10 protein-coding genes are annotated in these 12,100 nt (G+C 73.0%); 7 read left to right on the top strand and 3 right to left on the bottom strand.

The window, feature by feature from the left end; translation table 11 throughout:
* The first annotated feature begins 67 nt into the window (after positions 1-67).
* Together AC0QU1_RS07895 and AC0QU1_RS07890 are read left to right on the top strand one after the other, a co-directional pair.
* Positions 68-718, top strand: a complete 651-nt coding sequence (locus AC0QU1_RS07895) for a biliverdin-producing heme oxygenase (protein WP_483575723.1) — start codon at positions 68-70, stop codon at positions 716-718.
* Between the two features lie 197 nt (positions 719-915).
* Positions 916-1,365 carry a DUF6223 family protein gene (locus tag AC0QU1_RS07890; RefSeq protein WP_483575721.1) on the top strand — a complete coding sequence of 150 codons (450 nt, stop codon included), beginning with the start codon at positions 916-918 and terminating at the stop codon, positions 1,363-1,365.
* A gap of 14 nt (positions 1,366-1,379) precedes the next feature.
* Here the strand turns inward: AC0QU1_RS07890 and AC0QU1_RS07885 are convergent, their stop codons facing one another.
* Positions 1,380-2,042, bottom strand: a complete 663-nt coding sequence (locus tag AC0QU1_RS07885; RefSeq protein ID WP_483575719.1) for a response regulator — start codon at positions 2,040-2,042, stop codon at positions 1,380-1,382.
* The gene (locus AC0QU1_RS07880) at positions 2,039-3,220 is read right to left on the bottom strand and encodes a sensor histidine kinase (RefSeq protein WP_483575717.1); all 1,182 of its coding nucleotides are present in this window, start codon (positions 3,218-3,220) and stop codon (positions 2,039-2,041) included. The genes AC0QU1_RS07885 and AC0QU1_RS07880 overlap by 4 nt, the downstream gene beginning before the upstream one ends.
* A gap of 216 nt (positions 3,221-3,436) precedes the next feature.
* Between AC0QU1_RS07880 and AC0QU1_RS07875 the strand changes: the two genes are divergently transcribed.
* A complete protein-coding gene (locus tag AC0QU1_RS07875; protein ID WP_483575715.1) occupies positions 3,437-5,167 on the top strand; it encodes an L-aspartate oxidase in 1,731 nt (576 codons plus the stop codon).
* Positions 5,168-5,176: 9 nt separating this feature from the next.
* Here AC0QU1_RS07875 and AC0QU1_RS07870 read toward each other — a convergent pair whose 3' ends face one another.
* On the bottom strand, positions 5,177-6,184 hold the full coding sequence (locus AC0QU1_RS07870) for a LacI family DNA-binding transcriptional regulator (protein WP_483575713.1): 1,008 nt from the start codon (positions 6,182-6,184) through the stop codon (positions 5,177-5,179).
* Between the two features lie 241 nt (positions 6,185-6,425).
* Here AC0QU1_RS07870 and AC0QU1_RS07865 point away from each other — a divergent pair, with 241 nt between their 5' ends.
* From AC0QU1_RS07865 to AC0QU1_RS07850, 4 genes are read left to right on the top strand one after another with little or no spacing between them, the layout of a single operon-like run.
* Entirely contained in the window at positions 6,426-7,685 is a 1,260-nt protein-coding gene (locus AC0QU1_RS07865) for a sugar ABC transporter substrate-binding protein (RefSeq protein WP_483575711.1), read from the top strand.
* Between the two features lie 54 nt (positions 7,686-7,739).
* Positions 7,740-8,801: a carbohydrate ABC transporter permease gene (locus AC0QU1_RS07860; protein ID WP_483575709.1), complete on the top strand. Its 1,062-nt coding sequence runs from the start codon at positions 7,740-7,742 to the stop codon at positions 8,799-8,801.
* Entirely contained in the window at positions 8,798-9,652 is an 855-nt protein-coding gene (locus AC0QU1_RS07855; RefSeq protein ID WP_483575707.1) for a carbohydrate ABC transporter permease, read from the top strand. Before AC0QU1_RS07860 ends, AC0QU1_RS07855 begins: the two co-directional genes overlap by 4 nt.
* Positions 9,649-11,811 (top strand): glycogen debranching N-terminal domain-containing protein, encoded by a 2,163-nt coding sequence (locus AC0QU1_RS07850; protein WP_483575705.1) that lies wholly within the window; start codon positions 9,649-9,651, stop codon positions 11,809-11,811. The genes AC0QU1_RS07855 and AC0QU1_RS07850 overlap by 4 nt, the downstream gene beginning before the upstream one ends.
* Positions 11,812-12,100 lie beyond the last annotated feature (289 nt).

Here is a 12,100-nt window from a genome sequence, read left to right as displayed (position 1 = left end):
TCGCTGCTATGATCGCCAGGTGCTGACACTTTGTCAGCATGTCGGCGTCGCGTCGGAGGAGACCCGGATGAGCCTGCCCGTCGAGGAAGATGTCCCCCTGTCCGCCCTGCTGCGTTCCAGCACCCGCACCGAGCACGATGCGGCCAACTCCGAGGAGTTCATCGAACGACTCATGGAGGGCGCACTGACCAGGGCCGCCTACGCCGACCTCTCGGCCCAGCTCCTCGTGGTCTACGAGGCGCTGGAAGAGGCGAGCGCCGCCGTGCGCGACGACGAGCGCGGCGCCGGCCTCGTCTTCAACGAGCTCACGCGCGTCCCGGCCATCGAGCGCGACCTGGCCTTCCTGTACGGGCCGGCGTGGCGCGCGGAGATCCAGATCCTGCCCGCGACGCACCGGTACGCCGACCGCGTGCGCGAGGTCGGCGGCAGCCTGCCGCACTACGCGGCGCACTCCTACACGCGCTACCTCGGCGACCTGTCGGGCGGCCAGATCGTGAAGCGCCTGATGAGGCAGCACTACGGCCTGGACGACGACGGGCTCGCCTTCTACACGTTCCCCGACATCCCGAAGGTCAAGGTGTTCAAGGACGCCTACCGCCACGAGCTCGACCAGCTCGGCCTCGACCAGGACGAGGTGGCCGCCACCGTCGCGGAGACGCATCACGCGTTCCACCTGAACCGCGCGGTGTTCACGGAGCTCGCCGAGATCCACTGCTGAGCCCCGGTGGGTCAGACGCCCGGGTGCCCCGAGCGTCTGACCCACCGGCGCGCCGGACGGACAACTCCCGGCGTACGACGCCCCGGGCACGTACCACTCGGGTGGGCACCCCCTTCACAACCCCGGCGGGACGACCCGCGACCATCCCGGTGCCTAGCGTGCGGCGTGTACCCGTCACGCGAGCGAAGGGATCCACCATGTCCGTCCAGCACCTGCTTGCCGCAGCGCTTCCCGCCGCGGCCGCCGCGCTCCCGGCCGCCGTCGCCGAACTTCCAGGCATCGTCGCCGCCCTCCCGGCGGAGTCGCACGCGGCGGCCCAGCAGGCCGTGAGCTCCTACACCCTGACCCCCGGCCGCCTCTGGAGCTTCGTCGCCATCGGATTCGGCCTCCTCGGCATCGTCGTCGGCGGGGTCGCGCTGGCCCGGCCCACGAGCCGGATCGGCACGGACACCGGACGGCTCGGGGGCCTGCTGGCCCTGGTCGGCGGGCTGCTCGGCGCCGTCGTCGGCGTACTGGTCGTCGCCACCTCCGGCGGCAGCCTCGGCACCGGCGGCGGGCTGGCGGGCGGCGTCATCGGCGTGGCGCTCGGCCTGGCCGGCGTCGTCGTCGGCTGGCTGGCGCTGGCCCGCGCCCGCCGCACCACCTGATCCGACGGCGGAGGTCAGGGCCCGGCGACCCAGCCCGGCACCGTCAGCCCCGACTCGTACGCGAGGATCACGAGCTGCGAGCGGTCCCGGACCTGCGCCTTGGTCATGATCCGGCTGACGTGCGTCTTTGCGGTGGCCGGGCTCAGCACCAGCCGTTCCGCGATCTCCGTGTTGGACAGGCCGGCGGCGACCAGCGCCATCACCTCGCGCTCGCGGTCGGTCAGCGCGCTCAGCCGCGGCGCGGGGTCCGGGTGGGTGGCCCGCGCGGCGAACTCGGCGATCAGCCGGCGGGTGATCGCCGGCGCGATGAGCGCGTCGCCGCGGGCCACCACGCGCAGCGCGTGGATCAGCTCGGCCGGCTCGCTGTCCTTGACCAGAAACCCGCTCGCGCCCGCGCGCAGCGCGCCGTAGACGTACTCGTCGAGGTCGAATGTGGTCAGCATGATCACCCGGGCGTCGGTGCTCGCGGCGATCTCCCGGGTGGCCGCCAGGCCGTCGACGCCGGGCATCCGGACGTCCATGAGCACGACGTCGGGCCGCAGGCGCCGCGCGAGCCGGGCCGCCTCGCCGCCGTCGGACGCCTCCCCGACCACCTCGATGCCGTCCTCGCCGTCCAGGATCGAGCGGAACCCTGCGCGGACCAGGGCCTGGTCGTCGGCGAGCAGCACCCGGATCATGCGCGGCTCCCGGGTGCGGCGGGACGCGCGGCCGAGCGCGCGGCGGGGTCCGCCGTGACGTCGGGCCGCACGGGCAGGCGGGCCGCCACCCGGAAGCCGCCGTCGGGCCGCGGGCCCGTGACGAGCGAACCGCCGAGCGCCCTGGCCCGTTCGTCCATGCCGAGGATCCCGTTCCCCGGCGCCCCAGGCTTGCCGCCGCCGTCGTCCTCCACCTCGACCAGCACGTCGTCCAGCGCGTCGTCGCCGGCGGGCCGGACCCGGACCACCGCAACCGTCGCGCCGGCGTGCCGGGTCACGTTGGTGAGCGCCTCCTGGACGATCCGGTACGCAGCCAGGTCGACCTCCGGCGCGAGCCGCCGGGTCTCGGCCAGCTCGGTGCGGACCACCAGCCCTGGCGCCTGGGCCGTTGCCGCCAGCTCGCCGAGACGGTCCAGTCCGGGCGGCGCCGCCTCCGAGAGCTCCTGACGGAGCACGCCCAGCGTCGTCCGCAGCTCCTGCAAGGTCTCCTTGCTGGCCTGCTTGATGGTGGTCAGCGCCTGCTCGGACCTGGCCGGGTCCGGGCGGTGCAGCGCGGCGCTGGCCTGCACGTTGATCAGCGAGAGGTGGTGGCCGAGCACGTCGTGCACCTCGCGGGCGATGCGCAGCCGCTCCTCGGTGGCCCGGCGCCGCGCCTCCTCCTCGACCCGCTGCTCGGCGGCGAGCGCCCGGGCCCGCGCCTCGGCGAGATAGGCCCGGCGGTTGCGGGTCACCCCCACGATGACGGCGACGAGCCAGCCGGCGTGCAGCAGCGTCGCGCCGTTGGACGTGTCCCGGTCATAGCCGTCCGCGACGGCGAAGGCGACCACCGAGGCGAGCCCGAGCCCGATGGCCACCGCGAGGTATCCCTCGTCGACCACCGTGTAGAGCGCCACGACGAACACCAGCATGATCGGCCCGGGCTGCTGCAGCAGCGCCCCGTACGCCGCGACGGCGACCAGCGCCGCCACCCCCACCGACACGGGGTAGCGGCGGCGCAGGTACAGCGCGCCGGACGAGGCCAGCACGAGCAGCAGCGCCGCCCAGTCGGCGCCCGAGTCGATGGCGCCCGTCTGCGCCACGAGCCCGGCGACCGCGACCAGGCCGACGCCGAGCGCGAGGCCCGCCTGCGCCGTCCGGCCACGCCATCGCCACCTCGACATGAGCCGAGCCTACGGCCGCAGCAGCAGGCAGGTGAAGGTCCCGCCGTCCGACGGCGCCACGCAACGCGCCGGATGACCAATCTCACCTGATGAGATTGTTCACAGCGGAACCCTGTCACGAATCGCGGGGCCCGGTGGTCGGATGGGAAAAGAGCCACCGGCAGGGTGGCCGCGGCTACGCCGACCTGCAAGGACACGTGAGGCAGTGATCACAGGATGAGCAGCACCGAACGTCGTATCTCCACCACAGCGCTCGTCATCGGGACCGGCGGGTCCGGCCTGCGCGCCGCGATCGAGCTGGCCGAGCAGGGGGTGGACGTCCTCGCGCTCGGCAAGCGGCCCCGCATGGACGCCCACACCTCGCTCGCCGCCGGCGGCATCAACGCGGCGCTGGGCACCATGGACGCGCAGGACACCTGGCAGCAGCACGCCGCCGACACGATCAAGGAGAGCTACTTCCTGGCCAACCCGCACACGGCGGAGATCGTGGCTCGGGGCGCCGCGCAGGGCATCGCCGACCTCGAGCGGTACGGCATGACCTTCGCGCGGGAGGCGGACGGGCGCATCTCCCAGCGGTTCTTCGGCGCGCACACCTACCGCCGCACCGCGTTCGCCGGGGACTACACGGGCCTGGAGATCCAGCGGGCCCTGGTCGGCCGGACCACCCAGCTCGGCATCCCGATCCTGGACTCGGTCTACGTCACCCGGATCCTCACCCGCGATGGCGCCGTGTTCGGCGCCTACGGTTTCGACCTCACCGACGGCACGCCGTACCTGATCCACGCCGACGCCGTGATCCTCGCCGCGGGCGGCCACAACCGCATCTGGCGGCGCACGTCGTCCCGGCGCGACGAGAACACGGGCGACTCGTTCCGGCTGGCCGTCGAGGCGGGCGCGCGCCTGCGCGACCCGGAGCTGGTCCAGTTCCACCCGTCGGGCATCCTGGAGCCCGAGAACGCGGCGGGCACGCTGATCTCGGAGGCGGCGCGCGGCGAGGGCGGCATCCTGCGCAACGCGCTCGGCGAGCGGTTCATGGCGAAGTACGACCCCGAGCGGATGGAGCTGTCGACCCGCGACCGGGTGGCCCTGGCCGCGTACACCGAGATCAAGGAGGGGCGCGGCACCGAGGAGGGCGGCGTCTGGCTCGACGTCTCGCACCTGCCGCGGGAGACGATCATGACGCGCCTGCCGCGCGTCTACCAGACGATGCTCGAGCTGCAGATGCTCGACATCACCACCGACCCGATCGAGATCGCCCCCACCGCCCACTACTCCATGGGCGGGGTCTGGGTGCGGCCGGAGGACCACAGCACCGACGTCGACGGGCTGTACGCGATCGGCGAGGCCTCCAGCGGCCTGCACGGCGCCAACCGGCTGGGCGGAAACTCGCTCATCGAGCTGCTGGTGTTCGGCCGCATCGTCGGCCGCGCGGCCGCGGCCTACTCCGCGGGCCTGGAGGCGCAGCGCCGCTCGCACGACGCCGAGGCGCAGGCCCGCGCCGAGGTCGCCGACCTGCTGGTCGCCGACGGGCACGAGAACGTGCGCGCGCTGCAGCGTGCCGTGCGCAACACGATGACCGAGCACGCCGGCGTGGTGCGCGACGAGCAGGGCCTGCTCGCGGGCCTGCGCGACCTGGACGAGATCACCGAGCGCGCCACGCGCGTGGGCGTGCACCCCGACATCGCCGGGTTCCAGGACCTCGCGCACGCGTTCGACCTCAAGGCCTCCCTCATCGCCGCGCGGGCCACGCTGGAGGCCGCCCTCGAACGGCGCGAGACCCGCGGGTGCCACAACCGCTCGGACTACCCCGACCTCGACCCGGCCCTCCAGATGAACCTGGTCTGGTCCCCGAGCACGGGGATCGAGCGCGAGGCGGTCCCGCCCGTCCCCGACGAGATCGGCGCCCTGATCCGGGACGTCTCCACGGCAGGCAAGCTGGTCGAGTGACCCCCGCCGTCAGCGCACCACGAGCCGGGGCTCCACCAGCACGTAGGTGCCCTCCTCCTCGGGGCTCCGGTGCAGGACGGCGTTGCCTGTCGGCCCCATCAGCAGGTTCAGCACCCCCGCGGCGACCCGCTCGGGAAGCTGCTCGACGCTGCTGATGCCGAGCGCCTCGGCGGCCGGGGTGTTGTCGAACCCGACGACCGGCAGCTCCGGCCGCCCGAGCGCCGTCGCCGCGAGGTGGGCGCCGATCGCGAGCGAGTCGCTCACGCACACGACGGCGTCGACCGCCGGGTCGGCCGCCAGGGCGGCGCCCGCCACCTCCCGGGCCAGGCTGACGCTGTCCTCCGTGTGCCACCGGGGACCGGTGAGCCCGGCCCGGGACATCGCCTCGTGCCAGCCGCGGGCGCGGTCGTCCCCCGTTCCCGACCCCTCCGGCCAGCCCAGGAAGGCGATCCGGCGGCCGGCGTGGTCGAGCAGGTGCTGGGTGGCCGCGCGGGTGCCCGCCGCGCCGTCGACGTCGGCCCACGGGTGCGCGGGCTCGACGTCGTCGGGCCGCCAGGGGCGGCCGAACGAGACGAAGGGCACGTTCCGTGCCCGCAGCCAGGTGGTGCGGGTGTCCTCGTGGGAGGTTCCCGTCAGCACGATGGCGTCGATCTCGCCGCCGTCGACGAGGTCGCCCATGCGGTCGACCTCCTCGGCGGGCGTGCGTGCCGCGTAGAGCAGCACGCGCATGCCCCGCTCGCTGGCACGCTCGGTGAGGGCGTGGACGAAGCGGTCGAGCACCACGCCGGAGATCCCGCCCGCGTACGGGTCGAGGCGCACGCCGATGGTCGAGCTGCGCCGGGTGCGCAGCCGGCGCGCGGCCGCGTGCGGGCGGTAGCCGAGCTCTGCGATCGCCAGCTCGACGCGTTCGCGGGTGGGCGCACGCACGATGTCCGGGGAGTTCAGGACGTTCGAGACCGTCTGCCGGGAGACGCCGGCGGCGCGGGCGACGTCCTCCACGGTGGGCGCCTTCGTCATGGTGACCCCTCCCGCCTGCCGCGTGAACCTGTCTGCTGTCCGGACGTCGAAGCTGCATCTTAGGGCGGCGCCACGCCTTGACACCGCACCCGGCGCTCCATAACCTCCTGGGCAGGGACGGATTTGATCGTTCAAAGTTTTGATCGTTCAAACCCGTCCGACGCCAGACTAGCCCGGGCCCGGACCGGGCACCACCCACATGCTGTCCCACCACACGTGCTCATCAAAGGAGAAGAGACACATGACACGGCACACCTCGCGGGCGCTCGCCGGCACGGGGATCCTCCTCGCCGGTGCGCTCGCCCTCACCGCCTGCGGCGGATCGGGCTTCGACGAGCCGGCCGAGGAGAACCCACCGGCCGACGCCGCCGAGCTGACCAGCTCCGACGACTCGCTCACGCTGCTCATCGGCTCGTCCGGCGACGCCGAGACCGACGCGGTCACCGAGGCCGTCGCCGCCTGGTCGGAGGACTCCGGCGTGGAGGCGGAGGTCCAGGTCGCCAGCGACCTGCCCCAGCAGCTCTCGCAGGGCTTCGCGGCCAGCACACCGCCGGACCTGTTCTACCTCGCGCCGGAGGCCATCGCCGGGTACGCGGAGAACGGGTCGCTGCAGCCGTACGGCGACCTGCTGGCGAACCGGGACGACTTCTACCCGTCGCTCGTGGAGAACTTCACGGTCGACGACACGTTCTACTGCGCGCCCAAGGACTTCTCCACGCTCGCCCTGGTGATCAACACGCAGCTCTGGGAGGACGCGGGCCTCACCGACGACGACATCCCCACCACCTGGGACGACCTGGCCGCGGTGGCGGAGACCCTGACGACGGGCGACCGGGTGGGCCTCGCGTTCGGCGCGGAGTACCAGCGGGTGGGCACCTTCATGGCCCAGGCCGGCGGCGGCCTGGTGGTCGACGGCGAGGCCGTCGCCGACAGCGAGGGCAGCGTCGAGGGCCTCGACTACGTGCAGAGCCACCTGGAGGACGGCACGTTCGCGTACGCGACCGACCTCGGAGCAGGCTGGGGCGGCGAGGCGTTCGGCAGGGAGCTGGCCGCGATGGCGATCGAGGGCAACTGGATCACCGGGGCCATGAGCACGGACTTCCCCGACGTCGGGTACCGGATCGTCGAGCTGCCCGCGGGCCCGGCCGGCCAGGGCACCCTCCAGTTCACCAACTGCTGGGGCATGGCGGCCGACAGCCCCAACCAGGAGGCCGCGCTGAGCCTGGTGGAGCACCTGACGAGCACCGAGCAGCAGCTCGCGTTCTCGGAGGCGTTCGGCCCGATGCCGTCCATCGAGTCGGCCTCCGCCGACTGGACCAGCGCGAACCCCGAGCTCGCCGCGTTCCTGGACGGGGCAGCCTACGCGCAGTTCCCGCCCACGTGGGCCGGCGCCACCGACGTCATCTCGGACTTCAACTCCCAGCTCGAGTCGCTCCAGTCCGGTGACCCGCAGGCGATCCTCGGCACGGTGCAGTCGAACCTCGAAGCGATCGCCGAGTAACCCGCGATGTCACAGCGGACACCGTCGGGGCGGGCACCGTCCGTCCTGACGACGATGCCTCGCCGTTCCGGGTCCCCGCGCGGGATCCGGCGCGGCGAGGCGGTCGCCGGCTGGGTCTTCACGCTCCCCGTGCTCGTGATCCTCGGCGTGTTCATGCTGGTCCCGGTGCTGATGGCCCTGTGGGTCAGCTTCTCGGACTGGTCGGGACGCGGCAGCCCCCTGTCGTCCGGCGTCGCCTTCGTGGGGCTCGACAACTACGCGGCGGTCACCAGCGGCGGCGCGCTCGCCGAGCGCAACTTCGGCATCGCGCTGCGGAACAACACGTGGTACGTGCTGCTGGTCGTCCCGCTGCAGACGGCCCTCGCGCTGTTCCTCGCCGTGCTCGTGAACCGTGCGGTGCTGCGCGGCCGCGGCGTGTTCCGCACGGCGTTCTACTTCCCGTCGGTCACCAGCTCGGTGGCGATCACGGTGCTGTGGCTGTTCCTGTTCTCGACGTCGGGCGTGGTCAACGCGGTCCTGGCGCGCGTGGGCATCGCCGGGCCGAACTGGTTCAACGACCCGAGCGGTGTGCTGCACAACCTGCTGGGCGCGCTCGGCGTCGGGTCCGGGCCGCAGGCCCTGACCGACCACGGCTTTCTCGGCGTGTCGTGGTGGGACTGGCTGGCCGGGCCGTCGGTGGCGATGTCCGCGTTCGTGGTCATGGCGGTGTTCACCACGAGCGGCACCTTCATGCTGCTGTTCCTCGCCGGCCTGCAGAACATCGGCCCGGAGGTCGAGGAGGCGGCCATGGTGGACGGCGCGAACTCCTGGCAGCGCTTCTGGCGGGTCACGCTCCCCCAGCTCCGGCCCACGCTGTTCACGGTCCTCACCCTGGGCCTGATCGGCTGCTGGCAGGTCTTCGACCAGATCTACACGGGCACGCAGGGCGGTCCGGGCAAGACGACGCTGACGCCGGCCTATCTCAGCTACCAGTCGGCGTTCCTGTCCCAGGAGTGGGGGCAGGGTGCGGCCATCGCGTTCATCCTGTTCGTCATCATCGTGCTCCTGACGATCCTGCAGCGCTGGCTCCTGCGCGAGCGGCCCGACGTCCCACGCCGACGGAGGCACGCCTCATGACCCGCACGACCCACCGCCTGCCGCGCAAGGCGCTCGCCTCGCAGGCCGCGCTCTACGTGCTGCTGGTCCTCCTGGCGCTCGCCTACGTCTACCCGTTCCTCGTCCAGCTCGCGACGTCCGTCAAGACCGAGGCCGACGCCGCTGCCGACCCGGTCTCGCTGTTCCCGGACCCGCTGACCTGGGCCGCCTACACCCGCCTGTTCCTCCGGTCGGACTTTCCCGTCTGGTTCACCAACTCCGCCGTCGTGACGGTCCTGGTCACCACCGGCCGGGTGTTCTTCGACGCGCTGGCGGGCTACGCGCTGGCCCGCCTGCAGTTTCGCGGGCGCACCGTGGTCTACGCGGCGCTGGTGGCGGTCATGGCGGTGCCGCCCGTCGTGCTGCTCATCCCCAAGTTCCTCGTCATCAACCAGCTCGGCATCTACGACTCGTACGCGGGCATGGTGCTGCCGCTGCTGGTGGACGCGGCGGGCGTGTTCATCATGAAGAACTTCTTCGAGTCGATCCCCGCCTCGGTCGAAGAGCAGGCGCGCATCGACGGCGCCAGCACGTTCCGGATCTTCTGGTCCGTGGTGCTGCCGATGGCCCGTCCGGCCCTTGTCACCATCGTGATCCTCTCGTTCCAGGGCTCGTGGAACGAGCTGAGCCACTTCATCGTCTCGGCCCAGTCCCCCGAGCTGACCACCCTCACCAAGGGCGTCGCGTCCCTGGCGAGCGGCCAGCTCAGCCAGGGCAGCCAGTACCCGATCAAGCTCGCGGCCGCGGCGATCATGACCATCCCCGTCGCGGTCGTGTTCTTCGTGTTCCAGCGCCGCATCATGAACACCAGCGAAGGAGCCGTCAAAGAGTGACCCCCTCCCCCGAACGCACCGTCCCGCTGCAGCCCCTGCTCAGCGACGCCGTCATCGCCCTGCGCGCACCGACCCAGGTCTGGTCCGGCCACGACGGCGACCTGGGCGGCAACCCGATCGACGGCGTCTACCACGGCGATGTCCGGCACGTGCACCGGCTCACCCTGGAGTGCGCCGAGTCGGACGTCGAGTACGTCTCGGTCGCGCCGAACAGTGCCTCGCACGTCGTGTTCGGCGGCCTCCTGCGCGGCGTCGACGACGCCCAGCCCGACCCCAAGGTCCGCCTCCTGCGCGACCGCCGCGTCGCTGACGGCTCGCTCGCCGAGATCTGGACGGTGCGCTCGCACCTGCCCGAGGCGACGCGCGTGACACTCCGCCTCCGGCTGGCCCCCGACTTCGCGGTGATGCACGACATCAAGGCGGGCCTCGCGGCCGGCGGTACGGGGTTCGCGGACGACGGCGGGGGCGCCGCGGGTCCTGGCTCTTGGGCCGATGGCGGCGGGGGTGCCGTTGGTCCTGCTGGCCTTCAAGCCGACGTCGACGGCTCGGGTGCCGGTGCCGCCGGTCTCGCCGGGTCTCAGGCGGGCGAGGGTGCCGCTGTCGAAGTGACCGTGACGTCTGGCTCGGCGACTGCACGCTCCGGGACCCGGTCGTTCACCCTGTCGGCCGCCGGTGCGACCGTGACGACCGGCGCGGACGGCACGATCGAGGCGTCCTGGCCGCTCGACATCCCGGCCCGGGGTGAGGCTGTGGCCGCCTGGTCGCTCGCCCTGCACGACGACGCCATGGTGGTGCGCGGCGCCGACGGTGCGTGGCCCGGCGCCTCCTCGGACGTCCCGGCCGGCGCCGATCCCCGCCTCGGCCGCTGGCTCACCCGGGCGCTCGACGACCTCGACGCCCTGCGGCTCACCCTCCCGGACGACCCGGCCGACGACTTCTTCGCCGCCGGCGCACCCTGGTTCTTCACGCTGTTCGGGCGGGACGCCCTCTGGGCGGCCCGGCTCGCGCTCCCGGTCGACACCCGGATCGCTGCCTCCACCCTGCGCGTCCTGGCCCGGCTCCAGGGCACGACCACCGACGTCGAGACGGCGCAGGAACCGGGCAAGATCCTGCACGAGCTGCGCGCGACACCGCTCGAGATCCCGGGCGACGACGTCGTCCTGCCGCCGCTGTACTACGGCAGCGTCGACTCCACGCCGCTCTGGGTCTGCCTGCTGGCGGACGCCTGGCGTGCCGGCATGCCCGACGCCGAGGTGGCCGCCCTCCTGCCGGCACTGCGCGGCGCCCTCACCTGGCTGCTGGAGCACGGCGACAGCGACGGCGACGGGTTCATCGACTACATCGACCGCTCGGGACGCGGGCTGGCCAACCAGGGCTGGAAGGACTCCGGCGACTCCATCCAGTGGCGCGACGGAACCCTCGCCGAGGGGCCGATCGCCCTGTGCGAGGTCCAGGGCTACGCCTACGAGGCGGCGCTCGCGGGGGCGGACCTCCTCGAAGCGTTCGACCCGGCAGCGGCCAACCCTGACGCAGCGGCCGCATCCGGCTCGGGCGCCGGCCCAACGGCGTCCGACCCAGCGACGTCAGGCGCCCTGCACCCCGCGTCCCTCCGCGCCTGGGCCGCCGACCTGCGGGCCCGGTTCGCGCGGTCGTACTGGGTCGAGACCCCCGAGGGCCGGTACCCCGCCGTCGCGCTGGACCGGGACAAGCGGCCCGTCGACACGCTGACCAGCAACATCGGGCACCTCCTCGGCACCGGCATCCTCGACGCCGCTGACGAGCGGCACGTCGCCGACCTCCTGCTCGACCCTGCGATGTCGACCGGGTTCGGCATCCGCACGATGTCCACCGGCGCCGCCGGGTACTGGACGCTGTCGTACCACGGCGGCAGCGTGTGGACGCACGACACCGCCATCGTGGTGCACGGCATGCACCGGGCCGGGCTCGACGAGCACGCGCGCCGCGCCGTCGACGGGCTGCTCGCCGCGGCCGAGGGCTTCGCCTACCGCGTCCCCGAGCTCCACTCGGGCGACCCCGCCACCCGCTCCACCGTGCCGACGCCGTACCCGGCGGCCTGCCGGCCACAAGCCTGGTCGGCCGCCGCGGCGATCACCTGCCTTGCGGTGTCCCGCCGGACCGCACCGGCCGCCGTCGGCTAGGAACGGGTCGGCGGGATGACGCACGCCGCCGTCAGCTAGGAGCGAGTTGGCAGGGTCGCGCTGTCGACCCAGGTGCAGTCGCCGTCGCCGAACCGAACGTTGCGCGTCGATCGGCGCCCAGATCGACATGCACCTTTCGGCTCGGCGTCGGCATCGCCCAGCAACCTTCGGTTCGACGCCGACGGCGACCAGCAGCTTGCGGTTCGACGCCCTGACGACGCCCAGCAACTTGCGGATCGGCCCCAGCGGCGCCTAGGACCGAGCCCCGCGGTGCCGCGCCGTCGAACCG

The organism is Promicromonospora noduliphila (assembly GCF_056951025.1).
Note: the sequence above shows the minus strand (reverse complement) of the source record. Positions and strands in the feature narration are given on the sequence as shown.